This is a genomic window from Aliterella atlantica CENA595 (genome assembly GCF_000952155.1).
GTDB lineage: Bacteria > Cyanobacteriota > Cyanobacteriia > Cyanobacteriales > Chroococcidiopsidaceae > Aliterella > Aliterella atlantica.
In genome coordinates this window covers 63,106-83,429 of sequence record NZ_JYON01000001.1, presented here as the reverse complement: position 1 = coordinate 83,429, position 20,324 = coordinate 63,106, and the positions used below count along the sequence as shown (strand labels likewise).

The 20,324-nt window shown below is 42.4% G+C and carries 21 protein-coding genes and 1 pseudogene; 16 read left to right on the top strand and 6 right to left on the bottom strand.

All coding sequences use genetic code 11. The annotated features are described in order from the left end of the window. Positions 1–86: 86 nt before the first annotated feature. The 5 genes from UH38_RS00410 to UH38_RS00395 all read left to right on the top strand — a co-directional run bounded on the left by UH38_RS00410 (position 87) and on the right by UH38_RS00395 (position 5,196). Positions 87–1,511, top strand: coding sequence for a sensor histidine kinase (locus UH38_RS00410; RefSeq protein ID WP_045052634.1), 1,425 nt, complete (start codon positions 87–89; stop codon positions 1,509–1,511). Beyond that, on the top strand, positions 1,508–1,957 hold the full coding sequence (locus tag UH38_RS00405) for a response regulator (RefSeq protein ID WP_045052633.1): 450 nt from the start codon (positions 1,508–1,510) through the stop codon (positions 1,955–1,957). Before UH38_RS00410 ends, UH38_RS00405 begins: the two co-directional genes overlap by 4 nt. A 26-nt stretch (positions 1,958–1,983) precedes the next feature. Further along, the gene (locus UH38_RS00400; protein WP_045052632.1) at positions 1,984–4,338 is read left to right on the top strand and encodes a hybrid sensor histidine kinase/response regulator; all 2,355 of its coding nucleotides are present in this window, start codon (positions 1,984–1,986) and stop codon (positions 4,336–4,338) included. Positions 4,339–4,439: 101 nt separating this feature from the next. Beyond that, positions 4,440–4,583, top strand: coding sequence for a hypothetical protein (locus tag UH38_RS26585; RefSeq protein WP_160295915.1), 144 nt, complete (start codon positions 4,440–4,442; stop codon positions 4,581–4,583). A gap of 253 nt (positions 4,584–4,836) precedes the next feature. Then, positions 4,837–5,196, top strand: coding sequence for a hypothetical protein (locus UH38_RS00395; protein WP_045052631.1), 360 nt, complete (start codon positions 4,837–4,839; stop codon positions 5,194–5,196). A 513-nt stretch (positions 5,197–5,709) separates the two neighbouring features. On the opposite strand, the gene UH38_RS00390 is transcribed toward UH38_RS00395, so the two are convergent. After that, positions 5,710–6,003 carry an urease subunit beta gene (locus UH38_RS00390; protein ID WP_045053012.1) on the bottom strand — a complete coding sequence of 98 codons (294 nt, stop codon included), beginning with the start codon at positions 6,001–6,003 and terminating at the stop codon, positions 5,710–5,712. A 157-nt stretch (positions 6,004–6,160) separates the two neighbouring features. Here UH38_RS00390 and UH38_RS00385 point away from each other — a divergent pair, with 157 nt between their 5' ends. The 8 genes from UH38_RS00385 (at position 6,161) to UH38_RS00350 (ending at position 13,837) form a co-directional block, all read left to right on the top strand. Beyond that, on the top strand, positions 6,161–6,646 hold the full coding sequence (locus UH38_RS00385) for a pentapeptide repeat-containing protein (protein ID WP_045052630.1): 486 nt from the start codon (positions 6,161–6,163) through the stop codon (positions 6,644–6,646). An 83-nt stretch (positions 6,647–6,729) separates the two neighbouring features. Then, positions 6,730–7,188, top strand: coding sequence for a DUF732 domain-containing protein (locus UH38_RS00380; protein WP_045052629.1), 459 nt, complete (start codon positions 6,730–6,732; stop codon positions 7,186–7,188). 81 nt (positions 7,189–7,269) lie between these two features. Next, a complete protein-coding gene (locus tag UH38_RS00375) occupies positions 7,270–8,457 on the top strand; it encodes a M20 family metallopeptidase (protein WP_045052628.1) in 1,188 nt (395 codons plus the stop codon). Between the two features lie 255 nt (positions 8,458–8,712). Then, entirely contained in the window at positions 8,713–10,665 is a 1,953-nt protein-coding gene (locus UH38_RS00370) for a primary-amine oxidase (RefSeq protein ID WP_045052627.1), read from the top strand. A 90-nt stretch (positions 10,666–10,755) separates the two neighbouring features. Further along, positions 10,756–12,198 carry an APC family permease gene (locus UH38_RS00365; protein WP_045052626.1) on the top strand — a complete coding sequence of 481 codons (1,443 nt, stop codon included), beginning with the start codon at positions 10,756–10,758 and terminating at the stop codon, positions 12,196–12,198. Between the two features lie 88 nt (positions 12,199–12,286). Continuing rightward, positions 12,287–12,544, top strand: a complete 258-nt coding sequence (locus UH38_RS00360) for a hypothetical protein (RefSeq protein ID WP_045052625.1) — start codon at positions 12,287–12,289, stop codon at positions 12,542–12,544. A gap of 188 nt (positions 12,545–12,732) precedes the next feature. Further along, complete coding sequence (locus UH38_RS00355; RefSeq protein ID WP_045052624.1) at positions 12,733–13,449, top strand: rhomboid family intramembrane serine protease; 717 nt, start codon at positions 12,733–12,735, stop codon at positions 13,447–13,449. A gap of 58 nt (positions 13,450–13,507) precedes the next feature. Next, positions 13,508–13,837, top strand: a complete 330-nt coding sequence (locus UH38_RS00350) for a hypothetical protein (RefSeq protein ID WP_045052623.1) — start codon at positions 13,508–13,510, stop codon at positions 13,835–13,837. Here UH38_RS00350 and UH38_RS00345 read toward each other — a convergent pair. Further along, positions 13,824–14,057, bottom strand: coding sequence for a DUF5818 domain-containing protein (locus UH38_RS00345; RefSeq protein WP_045052622.1), 234 nt, complete (start codon positions 14,055–14,057; stop codon positions 13,824–13,826). The two genes, UH38_RS00350 and UH38_RS00345, sit on opposite strands and share 14 nt — an antisense overlap. Then, complete coding sequence (locus UH38_RS00340) at positions 14,054–15,823, bottom strand: S8 family peptidase (protein ID WP_045052621.1); 1,770 nt, start codon at positions 15,821–15,823, stop codon at positions 14,054–14,056. Before UH38_RS00340 ends, UH38_RS00345 begins: the two co-directional genes overlap by 4 nt. Positions 15,824–16,010: 187 nt before the next feature. On the opposite strand from UH38_RS00340, the gene UH38_RS00335 reads away from it, so the two are divergent. Both UH38_RS00335 and UH38_RS00330 read left to right on the top strand, forming a co-directional pair. Then, positions 16,011–16,418, top strand: coding sequence for a hypothetical protein (locus tag UH38_RS00335; RefSeq protein ID WP_045052620.1), 408 nt, complete (start codon positions 16,011–16,013; stop codon positions 16,416–16,418). 209 nt (positions 16,419–16,627) lie between these two features. Next, the gene (locus UH38_RS00330) at positions 16,628–17,995 is read left to right on the top strand and encodes a GTP-binding protein (RefSeq protein WP_235354979.1); all 1,368 of its coding nucleotides are present in this window, start codon (positions 16,628–16,630) and stop codon (positions 17,993–17,995) included. Positions 17,996–18,197: 202 nt separating this feature from the next. Here UH38_RS00330 and UH38_RS00325 read toward each other — a convergent pair whose 3' ends face one another. Continuing rightward, entirely contained in the window at positions 18,198–19,010 is an 813-nt protein-coding gene (locus UH38_RS00325) for a TlyA family RNA methyltransferase (protein ID WP_045052619.1), read from the bottom strand. A 126-nt stretch (positions 19,011–19,136) separates the two neighbouring features. Between UH38_RS00325 and UH38_RS25190 the strand changes: the two are divergent. Beyond that, positions 19,137–19,333: pseudogene (locus tag UH38_RS25190) on the top strand (IS701 family transposase); the annotation flags it as partial. Positions 19,334–19,395: 62 nt separating this feature from the next. Here the strand turns inward: UH38_RS25190 and UH38_RS00320 are convergent. Together UH38_RS00320 and UH38_RS00315 are read right to left on the bottom strand one after the other, a co-directional pair. Further along, positions 19,396–19,731, bottom strand: coding sequence for a XisI protein (locus tag UH38_RS00320; protein WP_045052618.1), 336 nt, complete (start codon positions 19,729–19,731; stop codon positions 19,396–19,398). Next, positions 19,719–20,132 carry an element excision factor XisH family protein gene (locus tag UH38_RS00315; protein WP_045052617.1) on the bottom strand — a complete coding sequence of 138 codons (414 nt, stop codon included), beginning with the start codon at positions 20,130–20,132 and terminating at the stop codon, positions 19,719–19,721. Before UH38_RS00315 ends, UH38_RS00320 begins: the two co-directional genes overlap by 13 nt. Positions 20,133–20,324 lie beyond the last annotated feature (192 nt).

The following is a 20,324-nucleotide window of genomic DNA, read 5'->3' as shown; positions in this document are numbered from 1 at the left end:
AACAGAAGTAATTTTAAGTTTTGAGTTGAAGATACGCAACTAAAGTAATTTATTTTTCCCTGCCACCCCTGCTCCCCCTGCTACTTATGAACCCAGAGACATTGGCAAAATTACGTAGCTTCTGCACTGATGAAGCAGCCTTTGAGCAACTCAAACAAATTCTGCGCGATGAAATGCAACCTCTAGAACAAGCCAGCGTTCAGGCACATTTCCAGCTAGAACAGCAAAAAGCCTTGTTTCGGGCGATCGCGCGGCTGCGAGAACCTATAGACTTAGAGACATTGTTTCGAGTTACAGCCAGCGAAGTCCGCCAACTACTCCACGCAGATCGAGTAGGAATGTTTCGTTTTTACCCAGATTCCGGCTGGAATGATGGCGAATTTGTCTCTGAAGATGTCGATGAGGCGTTTTCTTCAGCTATGGCACAAAAGGTTCATGACGATTGCTTTGGCGATCGCTATGCTATTCACTACCAACAAGGTAGAATGCAGGTAGTAGCCGATGTTTATCAGGCTGGATTGAGCGATTGCCACATCAGTATATTGGCGCAATTTCAAGTTAGAGCTAATTTAGTCGTGCCGTTGTTGCAAGGTGAAAAACTCTGGGGACTGCTGTGCATCCATCAATGTAGCGCTCCTCGGCAGTGGCAGGACATCGAAATCGAGTTTGCCTGCCAACTAGCTAACCACTTAGGAGTTGCCCTGAAACACGCAGAACTAATGGCAGAATTGCGTGCGGAAATTGCCGAACGCCAGCAAGCAGAACAAAGAGAGCAGGCGTTGAATCAAGGATTGCGGCAAGCGATCGTGGAACTGAAAGCGGTAAACAAAGAGTTAGAAGCCTTTAGTTACTCTGTCTCTCACGATCTGCGTGCGCCCTTACGCAGTATTGACGGCTTTAGCCAAGCGCTATTAGAAGATTGCTCCGCCCAATTAGAGCCAATGGGACAAGACTACCTGCGGCGGATTCGATCTGCTACGCAACGCATGGGATATTTGATCGACGATCTGCTTACCCTCTCGCGGGTGACGCGCAGCGATATGCACTTGGAAACGGTGGATCTAAGTAGAATAGCTAGTCAAATCTGTACTGATTTGCAGCAGACTCAGCCAGAACGACAAGTAGAGTTTGCGATTCAACCGAACTTAGTTGTCCAAGGAGACAGCCATTTGCTGCAAGTAGTCTTGGAAAACTTACTCAATAATGCTTGGAAATTTACCTCCAAACACCTGCAAGCAAAAATTGAATTTGGTGCGAAAGCTCAAGATAGCGGAATTTTTGCCTACTTTGTGCGGGATGATGGAGCAGGGTTCGATATGGCTTATGGCGACAAGTTATTTAGCCCCTTTCAGCGATTGCACGCCATTGGGGAATTTCCTGGTAACGGCATTGGGCTTGCTACTGTACAGCGGATTGTATATCGGCATGGCGGACGAGTGTGGGCAGAAGCAGCAGTTGAGAGGGGAGCGACATTTTACTTTACCTTAGTAGCAGAGGAAGTTGAGGCATGAACGCGATCGCCAGTGACAAAATAATTTTGCTAGTCGAAGATAATCCTGATGACGAAGCGCTGGCAATCCGCGCCCTCAAGCGCCATCACATCAGCAATGAGGTTGTAGTTGCCCGTGATGGAGTCGAAGCCTTAGAATACTTATTTGGTACGGGTATGTATGCGGGGCGAGATATTAGCATCAAGCCGACTGTAGTTTTGCTAGACCTCAAGTTACCCCGCGTTGATGGACTAGAAGTTTTGCGTCGCCTGCGGGGAGATGAGCGCACGAAACTATTGCCTATAGTAGTTTTGACAACTTCTAATGAAGAACAAGATATGCTCAGTAGTTACAGCCTTGGTTGCAACAGCTATATCCGCAAACCTGTAGATTTTATCCAATTTTCTGAGGCAATTCGACAATTAGGGATGTATTGGCTATTAATGAACGAACCACCACCCCATTAGCACAACAAAATTGAGAAGGTAGCAAAATGAACCTTCATCTGCGGGTTTTGATTATTGAAGACTTGGAAGACGATATGCTCCTGATGCTGCGGGAGTTAAAGCGCGGTGGCTATACTTTAGACTACATCAGGGTTGATACTCCCTCTGCTATGCAGGCGGCTTTAGATAGCAAAACTTGGGATGTAGCGATCGCCGATTACACTCTACCAACCTTCAGCGCTCCAGAAGCGCTTAAGTTGCTGCAAACTCAAGAATTAGATCTACCCTTTATTATTGTCTCCGGTACGATTGGCGAAGAGATTGCCGTTGCAGCGATGAAAGCCGGAGCGCACGATTACATTATTAAAGGTAATTTAACTCGCTTGTTACCTGCGGTAGAACGGGAGTTAAGAGAGGCAAAGGAACGACAGCAAAGGCGGAGCGCCGAACAAGCTTTAAGAGCAAGTCAAGAACGCATTCAGATGCAAGCGAGGGAACTATCTGATGCTAATAATGCTTTGCGCGAGTATGCACTGGAGTTAGAAGAACTCTACAACTACGCTCCCTGCGGCTATCACTCTTTAGACAAACATGGGGTTTTCGTTCGCATCAACGATACCGAACTGAAGATGCTGGGGTACGAGCGCGATGAAATTATCGGTAAAAAAACATTTGCTGACTTACTAACGGCTGATAGCTTGCCCACATTCCATGCAAACTTTCCTCTACTTCAGCAACAAGGTTGGGTGCGGAATCTAGAGTTCCAAATGATTCGCTCTGATGGTAAAATCATACCTGTAAGCGTGAGCGCTACTGCCCTCACCAGTCAAGGCAACTTCTTAAGAAGTCGATTTGTCGTCATTGATATTAGCGATCGCAAGCGGGCAGAAGAGAAAAACCGCGAACAAGCTGCCTTGCTCGATATCACTACTGATGCAATTTTTGTCCAAGACCTCAAATATCGCATTCTCTTCTGGAATAAAGGCGCGGAACGCTTGTATGAAAGGGAATCAGCAGCAGTTTTGGGCAAAAATGCCATTGAATTGCTATATCAAGCGGGGGAAACGCGATCGCAATTTGCCGATATAGAAATAACACTACTTCAACAAGAACAATGGCAGGGAGAACTTCAGCAACTCACATTTAGCGGTAAAACAATTGTTGTTGCTAGTCGGTGGACGTTGGTGCGCGATGAAGCGGGCAATCCCAAATCAATTCTCACAGTTAATACTGATATTACGGAGAAAAAGCAACTAGAGAGGCAATTTTTGCGCGTTCAACGCTTAGAAAGCCTTGGCACTCTAGCAAGCGGTATTGCTCACGACTTTAACAACATTCTCACGCCGATCTTGGCGGCGGTGCAGTTACTACCGATGAAAGTTAGCTCTCTTGACGAGCAAAGTCTTGGACTGCTAACGCTAATCGAAGACAGTACAAAAAGGGGAGCGGCGCTAGTCAAGCAAATTCTGGCTTTTGCTCGCGGTGCAGAAGGCAAAAAAGTTCCTTTGCAAGTTAGGCATATATTGTCAGAGGCGATCCAAGTCGTTCGCCAGACTTTTCCCAAAAATATCAAAATTAGTAGCGATATTTCCTCAGCAAATTTGTGGACGGTTGCTGCTGATGCCAACCAATTGCATCAAGTGCTACTCAATCTCTGCGTTAACGCCCGCGATGCTATGCCGAGTGGTGGTAATCTGACTCTTTTCCTAGAAAATCAACAGATAGATGCAGCTTATGCTCGCATGAATTTAGAGGCTTGCGTCGGTTCCTACGTAGTCATTAAGGTTACAGATACGGGAACGGGAATGCCGCCTGAAGTCCTAGAGCGAATTTTCGACCCTTTTTTTACTACCAAAGAACCAGGTAAAGGAACGGGGTTGGGGCTATCTACTGTTTTGGGGATTGTCAAAAATCATGGCGGTTTTATTAAAGTTGATAGCGAGGTGGGACGCGGCACAGAGTTTAGCATATATCTAGCGGCGATCGCCGATGCTGCAAGAGCGCAAGATGAAAAGTTAGCGCTGTTGCAAGGACAGCATGAGTTGATTTTGGTTGTAGATGACGAACCATTAATTTGCCAGGTGACTCAAACTACACTAGAAGCCTACAATTACCAAGCTTTAGTTGCTAGCGATGGCTATGAGGCGATCGCTCTTTATGTCGAACGCGCCCGTGAAATCGATGCGGTGCTTATGGATATCATGATGCCGACAATCGATGGTTTGACGGCAATCCACACGCTGCAAGAACTAAATCCACACATTAAGATTATTGCTACTAGCGGGCTTGCGTCCAATAAGCAACTTGCTCAAGACATAGGTAGTAGTGTCAAAGCTTTTTTATCTAAACCCTACACGGCAAAAGAGTTATTGGATACTTTACAAAGAGTTTTAAGTAATTAGCGATTTTTATGGCGCTTAACCTTCGCTAAATTTTGTTTCTATTTAAATTTTCTCAACCCCTTGGATATAGATTAGAAACAGATGCTAAGGAGGGCTAAATAATGGCTCCACTCAGTAAATTAACGCACGATTTTACCCAGAAGATAGTGGCTGACTCGACTAGCTGGGGATCGCTTGCAATTTTGATCTTTGGTCTAGGGTTAGTGCTAATGATGATGGTAGTTTTTTCCTACCGTTACGGCTAATTATTGCTTTGGCGATCGCTTTCTTCCCAACTTATTTACTAGCTAAAAGGCACAAGCAGTTGCCCTAATTTTGCCTGTAATAATTTAGTTATTGTCAAGCTAGCAAAGTAGTAAAAATTAAGAACTTGATTTTCTATCTCATAGATAAAGTGTTTTAAAGATTAGCTAAATTATTTAATAATAAAGCTCAATTTAGCGGGCAAACCTATAGAATTGGTTTAGTTGATTATCTGTTGAGGCACTGGAGGTTCTGATGACTAGAACTACAGATAATATCGCGTACCGTTCGTGCAACCCAGGCGATCGCATTCTACCCAACCAAACGTTAGAAGAAAAAGCAAACCAGCTTGCTGTAGATGCACCCGACATTACTGGAGATAGAATTACAGTTCCAACTTATTTTATTATTGAATATCCCGATGGAGAAAAACAAGCATTACATCATGTCAAAGATGCAAAAAAGATTTCTTCTCTAATTCAGCAAATGGCATTAAACGAAAGTTACATTGAGTCTAAATCTGCAAAACAAGCACATTTTATTAATTGGACTGGGATGATTTTGCTCGGTGGATTATTAGTGCTAACTGTACCGATTTTAGTAGGAATTTTTTAGAGTTTAGCTGGAATAATTTAACAAAAACTTCTAAAACCCGCTATTGTCTTCTGACTACACGCGGGTTTTTAGTATTGCTTAATTACAAATTAGTGAAAATAAATGCTATGACTTAATAACTAGCAAATTTTAGCAAATATACTTTAACTAGAAGTAAGCAGCGCAAAAGCAATTTTCAAAGTTATACAGAAGTAGAGATCGCACTTCTCCATACAGATTTCTCTGGTTTTAGAGCAAGAAAGAGGGATATCTCTTCAGCTAGATGTAGATTGAAATAACTAGGAGTATTCCTATAAATTAGTTTATCTTGCTTACAAATGACTACTAACAAAAACAAACCAGATCTCCAACAGACTGATAGCAAAAAAGATGCCATAGCTCAATACGGATTCAGCGTTGCGATCGGCGTAATATTAATCACCATAACTGTTGCAGCTTTCTACTTCGGATTATTCCCGAACTATAAGTAGTTTTCTGGCTAGTAAGGGCAATTGCATCTGCGTTCGTTATTTACTAATCTGTAATCTGCGCTTTAGGCGCTTGACGGCTACCAACAAGCGGTATTACGCTAACTTCTTTTTCATCTCCTGGTTCAAAGCGTACAGCAGTTCCAGCGGGAATATCTAAACGCATACCACGCGATCGCTCTCTGTCAAACTCTAAAGCCGCGTTCGCTGCGTAAAAGTGAAAATGAGAACCAACTTGAATCGGGCGATCGCCAGTATTTGCTACTTGCAGCTTGATGGCTTGGTGCGCTGCATTTAGTTCAATTTCTCCTGGTTGAACGATAATTTCACCTGGAATCATGGCATTACTCTCTACAGCAATTATTAGCTCAATAGTACGAAACATCTGCTCAAATTTCGCGTCTATAACTGGAGAATCTCCCCAGGCGGAGATAAAGGTGATAAATTTAACCAGACACTCTTGAATCAAACTATAAGCGATCGCCCAAGTTAAAAACATGAAACTAAGTCTTCTTGCTACCGCCGTCACATTATCCGCTCCTTTGTGGTTGTTAGCTCCAGCTAAAGCATACAGCCCTCAAGACTTGGAACAGTTAAAACAAACAGGCTATTGTCCCAGATGCGATCTAAGTGGCGCTGCTCTTAATAACATTAATCTTAGCGGTGTCAACTTGCGTAATGCCAACTTAACTCAAGCTAACTTTTCTGGCTCTAATCTTACAGGTGCAGATTTGAGCGAAGCAAACATGGAAGTAGCAAATATGACAGGCGCTAATTTAACTAACGCCGTCTTTACTGGTGTCAACTTCAAGTCAGCAAATTTTGAAAATGCCGATCTTACTGGTGCTGGCTTGATTGCTACTAACTTAGATGGAGCCAACTTCAAAGGCGCTAAAACTTTGTTTACTAACTTTCGCGGCGCTAAGTTCCGGCTGACAACATTGCCTAATGGCTTAGTTACCTCCAACCGTCGCTACTGGTAATTACTGACGAATTTTTGTTCCGGTTGTTAGTTTTCCTCTTTTTTTGGGATTACTAATACGGAACATTACTCGTTGGTAAGAAAATGAAATTCACATATTTGGGTGCGGTTGTGTCTGTTGCTATTTGCTTAGTGCCAGGAATGGAGCGCCATAGAGCGATCTCCCAAACACAACCAGATTATGCTTGCTTTTTAACTACCTCATCGGGCAAAACTGTAGACTTTTCTCAAGGTTTATTATGTGGCGCTCAAAAAACAGCCGCAGTACCGCTCAATACCGACGAAGCATTCTTGGCAGAATACAAACGTAATGCCATGCAATATGCAGAAGTACGCGATAGCTTGCTAGCTAGCGCTACCCAATCGCCAGAAATCAGCAGCATGCAAGCAAAACAAGTTTGTAGCGACCTCCAATCGGGACTATCTCTAGATGAAATTAAGCAAAAACAGTCTAGAGAAACAGTAGAACAATCGAGTATAGTTAATGCCCAAATTGTGACCAACTTGGCTAGCAAATATTATTGCCCCAACTTAGCCAAATAAGTGCGATCGCTTTTAATTAATATGTAATTCTTATTTAACAATTCTTTAAGATGGGGTATAAGCCGATTAGTTAAATTATTGATGTTAACTCGTATCCAAGACTTGGCGGCACAGCTAGCACCTCGCCTGATTGAAATTCGCCGCCATATCCACTCTCATCCTGAATTAAGTGCCAAAGAGCATAAGACTGCTGCTTTCGTTGCTGGTGTTTTATCTTCTAGCGGCGTGCGCGTGCAAGAAGGGGTAGGCAAAACTGGTGTAATTGGAGAAGTGCAAGGCAAAGGAACCGACAAGCGCTTGCTAGCAATTCGTACAGATATGGATGCTTTGCCAATTCAAGAACGCACAGGCTTAGAGTTTGCTTCGCGCGAATCAGGAGTTATGCACGCTTGCGGACATGACGTACATACAACAGTTGGTTTGGGAACTGCAATGATCCTCGCTCAACTGGCTAGCGAACTACCTGGTGATATTCGCTTTTTATTTCAGCCAGCCGAAGAAATTTCTCAAGGTGCTAATTGGCTTGTTGCTGATGGCGCAATGGACGATGTATCGGCAATACTATCCCTGCACGTTTTCCCTTCAATTCCGGCAGGTTGTGTTGGCGTGCGCTACGGAGCATTAACAGCAGCAGCAGATGAGCTAGAAATTATTATTCTTGGCGAGTCTGGACACGGTGCTAGACCTCACGAAGCTATCGATGCGATTTGGATTGCTTCGCAAGTGATTACCACTCTTCAGCAAGCAATTAGCCGCACGCAGAACCCTTTACGTCCTGTAGTGCTAAGTATCGGGCAAATCAATGGCGGTAGAGCGCCGAATGTGATCGCCGATCGCGTAAAATTATTGGGAACTGTACGCAGTCTCCACCCTGAAACTCGCGCTAACTTACCCGATTGGATAACTAAGATAGTTGGTAGCGTTTGCGATAGCTACGGAGCGCGCTATCACATCAATTATCGTCGTGGCGTACCATCAGTCCAAAATGACTTAGCTTTGTCTCAGGTTATTCAGACTGCCGCAGAAGAAGCTTGGGGAAGCGATCGCGTTTTAGTTTTAACCGAACCATCTTTAGGTGCTGAAGACTTTTCTTTGTACCTGGAAAAAGCGCCTGGGAGTATGTTTCGTCTGGGTGTAGGTTATAAAGAGCGATCGATTAACTACCCTTTGCACCATCCTTTATTTGATGTCGATGAATCGGCGATTGTTACAGGTGTTGTTACTATGGCATACAGCGCTTATAAGTATTGGCAGCAAAATCATAGTTAATAAATTGAATACGCTTTTAAACTTTGAAAACGGGCAACAACCCGTTTTCTTTTTGAGAATTTAAATACATAAAAATACGCACATCACATATTTTTTTCAATAGACTGCTTATTTGTAGCAAAGACAACGAACTAGCTCTATCAAAATAAGTAGTCTAACAAACAAGCCTTGCTATCCAACAACTAAATTTAATTTGCTGAATATTTTCACTCAGCAAACGGATCGTGTTGTGTCATAAAATCCTGATAAATAACTATGACTGCTACTCAAGACATAGCCAAGATATCTAGCAAAACAGACAAAATTCAACATCCACTTGAGCCATTAACTACACGAGAAATTGCTGAAACTGTTACCATTATTCAAAAAGAACACAACATTGCCAAAAGTATTAGATTTGCAACCGTTGTCCTCAACGAACCGCCCAAACAAGAAGTAATTAACTATAAAGTAGGCGATACAATTAATCGAGAAGCTTTTGTCATTCTGCTTGATAATGCAACTGGAATAGTTTGCGAAGTTGTAGTATCGCTAACTAAAAAATCTATAAAGGCGTGGAAAGAAATTCCTGAAGTCCAGCCGCCAGTTATGCTAGATGAATTTGTTGAATGCGAAGCAGCAGTAAAAGCTAGCATTGAATTTCAAGAAGTAATTAAAAAAAGAGGAATAACCGATACAGAACTTGTAATTGTCGATCCTTGGTCTGCTGGTAATTTTGGGATAAAAGAGGAAGAAGGACAAAGAGTTGTTCGCGCTCTTTGTTGGGTAAAAGCCAGCCTCAATGATAACGGTTATGCTAGACCAATTGAAGGTGTAGTACCTGTAGTTGACTTAAATAAAATGGAAGTCCTTGCAGTAGAAGACTACGGCGTAGTACCACTTCCACCGCAAGCGGGAAACTACAGCAGAGAATTTGTGCAAGATTACCGTCAAGATTTGAAGCCATTAGATATTATTCAACCTGATGGACCTAGTTTTCAAGTTGAAGGATATAAAGTAACTTGGCAAAAGTGGCAATTTAGGATTGGATTTACGCCCAGAGAAGGGCTAATTTTATATACAATTGGCTACGAAGACAAAGGGAAATTGCGACCAATTATTTACCGCGCTTCTTTGGTAGAAATGGTTGTACCTTATGGCGATCCAAAAGAGCCTCATTTTCGTAAAAATGCCTTTGATGTTGGTGAATATGGTGTAGGTCTTTTAGCAAACTCTCTCAAACTTGGTTGCGATTGTTTGGGCTATATTCATTACTTCGATGCAGCAATGACAAATAGTAAAGGGGATGTAGTAACGATTCCCAACGCTGTCTGTATGCACGAGGAGGATTATGGTATTTTATGGAAGCATACTGACTGGCGAACAGAAGAAGTAGAAGTTAGGCGATCGCGTCGTTTAGTTGTCTCTTTTATTGCTACTGTTGCTAACTACGAGTATGGGTTTTTCTGGTACTTCTACCAAGATGGTACTATTCAATACGAAGTCAAACTGACGGGTATTGTTAATACTACTGCCGTCATGCCTGGAGAAACAAATAAGTACGGTACGTTAGTTGCACCGCAATTAAATGCACCCAATCACCAGCACTTTTTTAACGTCCGTCTCGATATGAATTTGGATGGTGAAAATAACTCAGTTTACGAAGTAAATACCGAAGCTGAAGAAGTTAGTGCAGATAATCCTTATGGCAATGCTTTCTATGCCAAATCAACTCTTTTACCCACAGAATTAGCAGCGCAGCGCATCATTAACCCGATGTCAGGGCGTTATTGGAAAGTAGTCAATCCATCAGTGCAAAATAGCCTCGGTCAGCCTGTAGCTTATAAAATAATGCCAGGTGACAATATCTTGCCTTTTCTGCATCCAGATTCCTATGTCATCAAACGCGCTGGCTATTTAACTAAGCATTTGTGGGTGACACCCTATAACGAAGCTGAGAAATACCCCGCAGGTGCTTATCCCAACCAACACCCAGGCGGCGAAGGGCTTCCCGATTGGACTAAAGCCAATCGTGCGGTAGAAAACACAGATGTAGTAGTTTGGTACACCTTCGGACACAATCATATCCCGCGCCCAGAAGATTGGCCAGTGATGCCAACTTCTTATATTGGCTTTATGTTGAAGCCTGTAGGATTTTTTGATGCTAACCCCGCCCTTGATGTACCCCCATCAGCAGCAAAAACATCCCATTGCAACGTTTGTGAATAATTGCAAATTGTTGGTAGAGACGTTGCAATGCAACGTCTCTAAGACGTGCAACACCTAATACGCCCAAATAGATTTTACAGGTTTAAATACATGGCTAAAGAACTAGCTGTACGCCCGAAAGGTGAAAATATTTCGGGTTTGCGATCGCAATGTCTTGCTTTTCCCGAAATTTTAGCTCAATCTGTTGCTAATATTGCCCCTACTGCTACCCCGACAGTAAATTTAGCCTTAGTTTACGCCAGTGCAGGTAATGGTACGTGGTTTACTTATGTCATCGCTACTATTGGCTTAGCATTTGTAGGCATAAATATTAACCAATTTGCCCGCCGTTCGGCTTCTCCTGGTTCTCTATATGCGTATATTGCTAGAGGGCTTGGTGCAACGGTAGGCGTTTTGTCGGGGTGGAGTCTGGTTTTGGCTTACCTATTTACAGCAATGGCTGTGTTGTGCGGATTTGCTAATTATACAAACGTTTTGATTAGTCCTTTAGGCATTCAATTTTCGGCAATGTTTTTGTATGCAATCTGTACGGGAGTTGCTTGGTACTGTGCTTATAAGGATATTCAACTATCAACTATATTGATGCTAGCAATTGAAGGCTTTTCTGTAGGTTTAATCTTGCTTTTGGCAGTAATTATTTTGTTTAGGCAAGATTTCGCTGTAGATATGTCTCAGCTATCGTTGCAAAACGTCAAGCCAGAAGGATTGCAATTAGGACTTGTACTAGCTGTATTTAGCTATGTGGGGTTTGAAAGTGCTACGGCGCTAGGCGATGAAGCCAAAAAACCCTTGAAATTTATTCCTCGCGCTGTAATTTTAAGTACCATCCTGTCAGGCTTATTTTTTATCTTTCTTTCCTATGCAGAAGTATTAGGGTTTCAAGGTGCTAGTACGCCGCTTAACCAAAGTGCAGCACCATTAAATGAACTTGCAAATACTGCTGGGGTAGGATTTTTTGGCTTATTTATTACAGTTGCAGCTATAGTTAGCTTCTTTGGCTGCGCCCTTGCTAGTATCAATGCTGGGGCAAGAATCTTGTATTCGATGGCAAGACATGGCATATTTCACACATCTATAGGCAAAGCCCATAATACAAATGGTACGCCGCATATTGCTGTGACAATGGCATCTTTATTTGTATTTCTCGTACCAGCATCTATGTCCTTGTTTGGCTTGAAAATACTAGATGTTTATGGTTATTTAGGAACAATTGCAACTTACGGTTTTTTGCTTACATACATCCTAATTTCCATTGCCGCACCTGTATATCTATACCGCGAAGGAATCCTACGGGCGCAAGATGTGGTGACTTCTATTATTGCCGTTTTATTTATGTTAGTTCCTGTAGTAGGCAGCGTTTACCCCGTACCAGCAGCGCCTTTTAACGTTTTTCCTTACTTATTTTTGATGTATCTTGCTGTAGGAGGCGGTTGGTTTTTGATGCTGCGCCTGCATTCTCCAGAAATAGTTGAAAATATGGAGCAAGAACTAGAAGACATCCATACCAAGTTTAACGAGATGAAAAAAGTCTAAGCCTGAGTTCGTCTTCCAGAAGAAGGATGCGATCGCCTGCGAGTAATTGATACATTAACAAGCGATCGTAACTTAGAAAAATTGTTGTATGGCATCATCTACACCATTGCAAGGCACTGAACTGGTTGACTGTGCAAGAGCTAATGCTAAACAAGGAATTGAAACTGCGGCGCTGCAATGTGGCTATGGTAACGATCTTAATACCTTCTCGCGCGAACTCAAGACAGCTTGCGAACAAATGAATTTGCAAGTCAAAGAACTAAGCGAACTAATTACCGACCAAGAGATGATTCTGCAAATGGGTACAGGCGAGATAGTTGCGCCAGATACCGCATCAGAATTGTAAGTATTGCGATCGTATTAAATTGGTAGGGTGCGTTGACTTGCAACGCACCCTACTATTTTTTAATCTTTCACTGGTAACTGGTAACTGGTCACTGGTCACTGAATGAAATCCATCCGCAGGCTAGAAGATATCTACTAAAAAATTAGCTAATGTGATGCCAGTTGTAGAAAAACTGGAAATAAGCCTGTATGGTTCCAATTAGAGACAATAATCCGACAACAATTACCCCATACGTCACATTTGGGCTAATTGCGGCTAATGTTTTAGCCTTCCTATTTGAAGCAAGTTTGCCTCCCCAAGAACTAGATGGATTCTTTCATCTAGCGGCTGTAGTGCCACGCGAACTAACAGCAAGCTTTGCTGGTATATCTGTAAATCAACCCGTACCAGAGTGGACAACCCTAATTACCTCCCAATTTTTGCATGGCGGTATTCTGCACTTGGCAGGTAATATGCTGTTTTTATGGATTTTTGGTAATAACGTTGAAGATCGTTTAGGTCACGTCAAGTATTTGATTTTTTATATAACTTGCGGTGTCTTAGCTGCCTTAACGCAGTGGTTTTTCTCGCAAAACTCAGGAATTCCATCTTTAGGTGCAAGTGGGGCTATAGCTGGCGTAATGGGCGCTTATATCTTACGCTTTCCCCGTGCTGAAGTTCTTACTTTAGTACCTTTAGGTTTATTCTTTCCCGCCTTCCGCATTCCCGCATTTTACTTTTTGGGATTTTGGTTTTTGCAACAAGCATTCTACGGTTTAGCTAGCTTTGAAGCACCAACAAATATTGGCATGGAAAGCGGCGGTATTGCTTACTGGGCGCACGCTGGCGGCTTTATATTTGGCGCTATTTTAGGACCATTATTAGGACTATTTGAGCCTACGCCGCAAGAGAATAGCTACTTGTAGCAAAAGTAAATTGTTTTCATCGATAATAAACGTGGAAAAACAAGCAAGGACGGCACACATGGAGCGCTCAGTAATTAAATTTTCTTCTGAGGACTGCGGGATCTGTCATAAAATGTCTTTCTACGATAAAAAAGTCAGCGAAGAACTGGGCTTGCAGTTTATCGATGTCAAGATGCAAGATACCGCTACTTACCGCAAGTATCGCAAAATTCTGCTTTCTCAGTACCCCGATAAAGCCGAAATGGGATGGCCCACCTACCTTATCTGCGATTCTCCCGACGGCGAATTTCAGATTCTTGGCGAAGTAAAAGGCGGTCATCCCAAAGGCGAATTTAGAACTAAATTGCAAGCGGTGTTAGATACAGTCGAAAAAGTCAGTCAGAACTAATTACCTCAAACGATTTGACTTCTAGGACAGGTCCAATCATGGCAAAAGTCATGACATCTTTTTTTACCTGTCCTTCTACTTTTACCTTTTGTCCTGGTTTGAGTAAGTCTTTACTAGCACCGCCTTGGATTTCGTAGGTAGTGCCATCATCTGCAACCAAAGCCCAAGCCCCAGGACCCATCGGCTTGCGTTCAATTGTGCCTGTTACTGTAATACTCATGCAGTTTGAGTTTCTCCTTTCATCGCTAACCATGCTAGTCCATAACATAGTAAAGCGTTACCGATCAGGAAAGAACGGGCAACTAACCCTTCTCCCAACCACCAAATATCAGGCGTAACTACAGCACTGACCAACAAGCAGCTAGCTACACCCAAAGACGAACCAACTGCAAACCACTTCCAGCTAGGATGACCTAGAAATAACGCAATTAGCACGAAGGGAATCAAAACGCTAGCAAAGACAGGATTGAGAATATTATTGCCTTGCAGGGCGTTACCTAATTCGGGAATAGAACTACCTAACAAGCGGAAGGGCCATTGCGGTAAGTCGAAAATATAAAAGCCGCGTAAGAAAAATAAGCCCGAACTGCCAGCAACTAAGCCGCTAGCCAAAGACCAAGTCCAGGTAAAGGGGAAGTAGACTCGCAAAAACCAAGCTAGCAAGTAAGAACCCAATACCATTGCAAGTTTAGGTAACAGCGCTATTGCACCGCCATCAAACCAGAAACGGAGATTGAGATAGCCATTTTGCCGCAGCCAACGGAAGAAATCTTGGAAGCTAATTTGTCCTTTTTGCGCTGTCAAAACAGCCGCAGCAGCATCTAAATGTCCCGAACCAAAGTAGTTGAGGTTGTCGTCCTTAATTACCCGCGCTGACTTTTGCAGTACGGCAAGGACTTCATCTGGTTGAGTCACGCCAGAGGCGCGAATCAAGGCAGCTACACCCGCAACGTGAGGCGATGCCATACTCGTACCCTGAAAGCCGCGAATTTCAGCTACGCCTGTTTCTGGGTCGATAGTATCTTGCAAAATCAAACCAGCTTGACTACCACCAGGGGCAGAAATATCTACCCCAGCACCAAAGTTGGAATAAGGTGCTTTTTCCCCAGCAGCGTCAATTGCTGCTACGCCAATCACGTGCTGATAACGCGCTGGGTAGGAAGCTGAGTTTTGCGATTCATTGCCTGCAGCGGCAATAATTACTACACCTTTGTTGTGGGCGTAGTCTATAGCGTCTTTCATAACTTGGCTTTCACCGCCGCCACCTAAGCTCATATTAATTACATCTGCGCCATTATCGGCGGCAAATCTAATTGATTCGGCAATATCGGCAACTGTACCGCCACCGTATGCACTTAATACTTTTAGCGGCATGATGCTGGCTTCGTAAGCTATTCCAGCTACGCCGTAGTTGTTATTTGTAGATTGGGCGACAGTACCAGCAACGTGAGTGCCATGTCCGTTGTCATCGTCTGCTTCTACTTTGTCGTTAACGAAGTCGTAGCCTTTAACGAATGTCGTATCTTTCAAATCGGGAACAGGGCTAACTCCAGTATCGATGACGGCAACTGTAACATCTTTACCTTTAGTTTCGTTCCATGCTGCTTCCACGTTGATACTACGCAAGTTCCACTGCTTGCCATAGTCAGGATCGTTGGGAGCTTCTAAGGCAGTATAAATGTAGTTGGGTTCGATGTATTCTGTTTCTTTGGCGAACTTAGATTTTTTCAGACTTTTGAGCGTATTACGATCGCCTTTAACCACATACAATCGATCTGATACCGAAAATACGCTATTTAATTGCGGCGTATTGCTAAATTTAGTTGCGATCGCGTTTATTTCCTGGGAAACTTTAGCAGCAGGAATATCTTCGCGAAAATCTAGCACAATTGAGTCGAAATTTCCTTTATTTGCCAATCCATTAAAATTAAACAGGGCAAAACTAATTCCAACTATAAACAAGCACAGCAGTAAAAACCTTCTCATATCAGCTTAGGAGTAGGGCTATTTTAATCACAAAATAACGTACTAACTCTATATTTGGGTTGAGTTTTGGTAGATACTTACAACAAGTTCACAAATACCTATTTATACGGAGATGGAATTTCGGGATTTGTCTGCTTATTTTTTCTAGACTAGAAATACACTTAAAAATCTTAGCGATTGAACTAGAATGGAACGCGGTCTTTTGTGGACATCTTTGCTAATTGTATTTATTTGGCTAGCTTGGCTAGGCTGGAATGAATATCAAAAAGTTGAAGCTTATCGTCTGTGGGCAGAAAAGTTTGAAAATGCTAAATACGATATCTACTCTGTATTAGCTAAAAATGGTACTAATATAACCTGGGGAAAACCCGCACGCAGCGCACCAGTAGATTTAAAGACCTTCTCCCTCAAAGATGTTCGAGATATTCACCTAGTAGTTAACGATAAAGTCGTCAGTCTAGACGCACTTCCCAGTAAAGGGGAGAGTGCTTTAGAGTTTGTATTTAAAGATCCAACTACTCAAGCGGTGCGCGTTCCTTTTACAGAAATACCTTTAGCTGCAAAATGGGCAAAGTACCTGCAACAAGCGCTATAAAATAGTAACGTTGGCTTATACGCTAAATTTTCTTTAGAACGCAGATGCACGCAGATAAAAATATGCGTAATAAGGAAAGTAATAGGTTTATTTACTAGCTGACAGGTCAGGTAACGGTTTGCTGTTTCTCTGTCAATTTGGTCACTGGTCACTGCAAAAGCGGCGTTCTATAATCGAAGTCTAAGGGCTTATCTTAAATACCTCATATTGTGAGCTTTCGCCAAACATCTTCTGCACCTACTATCTCTGAATCTCATATTAATCGCGCTCGCGCCAGTTTGCGTCAAGCACTCTCTTGGTACTCCAACTTGCGTAAGCCTAACCAATCCTCTGCTCATCCAGAATTACTTAGGCTGCTAAAACCTGAATTTGAGTCTTTGACTTCTACACTCAACAAACTCGACTCGAATGTAATTCGCATCGCAGCTTTTGGCTTGGTGAGTCGAGGTAAATCAGCAGTGTTGAATGCTTTGTTAGGACAAAAAATTCTCCAAACAGGACCGCTTAACGGGGTAACTCAGTGGTGTCGTTCGGTGCAGTGGTTAGCTAACCCTAACAGCAAAGTCCAGGTAGAATTAATCGATACGCCAGGATTAGATGAAATCGACGGCGAAGCGCGAAGTCAAATGGCTGAAGATGTAGCGCGTCAAGCGGATCTAATTTTATTTGTAGTTGCAGGCGATATCACGCAAACAGAATATCAAGCTCTTTGCAAGTTACGCCACTATCATAAGCCGCTGATTCTAGTATTTAACAAAATTGACCTCTACCCAGATACCGACAGACAAGCAATTTACGAAAATCTGCGCGAATTGGGCGCGACAAGAGGCGAAATGCTGCCTGATGAAATTGTCACAACCGCAGCCGAACCAGCCCCTATAGAGGTGCGCGTAGAGTGGGCTAATGGCGAAGTTAGCTACGAATGGGAAACGCCAGCACCGCAAGTAGACCAATTAAAGCAGAAAATTCTCAATATCCTCAATCGTGAAGGACGCAGTTTATTAGCACTCAATGCTTTAGTCCAAGCGCGGGAAGCTGAAAATGCGATCGCGTCTAAAACTGTTGCTGCCCGCCAACAACAAGCGGAAGAATTGATTTGGCAATATACTAAGTACAAAGCTTTAGCTGTCGCCCTCAATCCAATTGCTTTTTTAGATTTACTTGGTGGTTTTGTTGCCGATTTAGCTTTAATTCGCTCTTTGGCTCGGCTGTATAATTTGCCTATGACTGGCTATGAAGCTGCTAAGTTATTGCGAACAATTTTATTTAGTTCTGGCGGCTTACTCTTAGGCGAATTAGGTAGTAGTTTGTTTCTAGGTTTGGGTAAAAGTACCGCTGCAATTTCTAGCGGCGAAAATCCAACAAACATTTCTACTTATGCAGGTGCAGCGATCGCTCAAGGTGGTGTTGCGGCTTACGGTGCTTATGCGGTAGGACGCGCCGCCCAAATCTATTTGGAACGCGGTTGCACTTGGGGACAGTTTGGCGCTAGTACCGTAATTCAAGAAATCTTGAGCCAAGTAGAACCAAATACTATTCTTTATCGCCTGCGTCAAGAATTGTGGCAATTAGATTAATCTTTATATGAGAAAAACTTATTATTAGACTCTTTACAAACTTGCTAATTGACTTTACAATTATTTTTAGAATAATAAAAATCCGTACAAAAATATTATTTAAACACATATCCGATTATATTAAATAGTAACAAAAAGTCAAGAGTATAACAAGCCTTAAATAACAATAATTAACTCAATTTTTATTAACTTAAAACAGCAACTAGGTATTATAGACTGTGTGAGCAGATTGAGTAATTTGGGCGATCGCATTTAACTCTATAGGTGGTGTTTGGCTATCTACTTTTAACCACAAGAGATACTCAATATTGCCAGCCGGACCTTGCAAAGGCGACCAAGTTAAACCGCGATATTGCCAGCCAATTTGCTCTGAAGCTTGCAGAACTTGAAAGATAGCATCAGCATGGTCTTTGGGGTCACGGACAACACCCTTTTTGCCTACGCGTGACTTTCCGACTTCAAATTGCGGCTTGACAAGCAACACCGCTTCTCGCGGTAAAGTCAGTAATTGCCACAAAGCGGGCAAAACCTTAGTTAAAGAGATAAACGACACATCTACTACGGCTAAATCTGCGCTCTCTGCATCTAGATACAAATCCTGTGGCTGGAGATGGCGCAAATTAGTACGCTCTTTAAGAACTACTCTAGAGTCATTACGCAAGCGCCAGTCAACTTGTCCGTAGCCAACATCAACGCCATAAACTTTTTTTGCGCCACGTTGCAGCAAGCAGTCAGTAAAGCCGCCTGTCGAAATACCGCCATCTAAACAAATTCTGTCTGCTACAGAAATAGCAAACACATCTATTGCTTTAGCAAGTTTTTCACCGCCTCTAGAAACGTAAGGCGATTTTGCTTTAATTTGAATCTGCGCTGTTGTCTCAACTTCCGTACCAACTTTGTCTACAATTTGCCCATTTACACTAACTTCTCCCGCCTGAATGAGGCGCTGCGATAAAGCGCGAGACGAGCACAATTCAAGTTCTACCAGTAGGGTGTCTAGTCGTTGTTTAGGCAATGCTTTATCAATCTGAAACTAAATGAGTTTTGGGGATACTGGGAAAATAGGTAGCGCATATAATATACTACAAGACTTGTCTGCTAGCATTTTCAGCTTGTAAGCTATAGCAATCTTGTTTGAGTTATGAAAGAGATCGCCCCCGCAGCAATGCCACCATCTTTTAAAGCATGGTGTCAAAGATTTGATGATGTGTTTACTCATAAGTCTCAAAAAAAGAGTTCAGACACTATCTAGGGGGATTATGAGGTGAAAGTGAGAGAAAAAACCTGTCTCAAATGGCTTCTAATGCTGTAGAGGTTACATACCACCAATTACACCACGCTCCTCAATGCGATCGCTACTCTCGTAGGGTGCGTTGCACATCAACGCACCTGACAATCTACTAACATACGGCAAAATCTGTTAGTTGGCGCATTTTGGGAGTATGAAAACCGATAACTATGTCTTGTTTTGGTACTCCCATCTCAACTAATTCTGTAGCGATATCGACTTCTGTTGTATTTTGCTGAATCCAGATTTTTTTATTTTTGATATCCAAATGCATCATAGAACCGTAAACTCGCTTTTGCTTGTTCCAACCTACACTAATAAGTTGATAGCGATCGCGTTCGACATCAAAAATCTCTTCAATCTCAACTTCGCCATAACTTGGCTTGTACTGGGAATACTTAACTAATATTTGCTGAATTTTTTGGCGATATTCAGTTAGTTTATCCATTCGACAATCTCCTCCTTATCGAGATCGTAAACAATAATTTTTAGACAATTTTCGTCTACTACAGTTTGAGTAAACGGTAAACTAAAAAAATCACTATAAATTGCTGAAGGAACTGCTAAATATAAAACTCTTGTAGGCTCTTCTATACGTAGTGCTGTACGATAATTAATGAACTGTCCAAGTGCTGTATGAAATTCAGAAATCTTTGACGCGCTCACAAAGTTTTTAATCTCAACGGCTATTTTATTTGTGCCTTTTTCTGCTGCTAAAAGCTTCTCAAGACCTAAATCAATCTGAATATCAACCCCTCCACAACGGATACTTAAAGGATCGTCAGTAATTGTCCAACCATCTTTTTCTAATGCTGTCCTAACAATATTATGGAATAGATCGCGAGCCATACTATAAATTAAAATTGCAATTAGCAGCTAACATCATTATAGTGCGATCGCCACCCTCGTACGTACTTTGCACATCAACGCACCCTACAATCTACTGGTCAAATTAGTGGGTATGTTGGCAAAGCTCCAGATTATAACTGGCGCAATTCTACGCTCGAGATCGGAAACTTAGAAAGCTTGACTTGATATAAT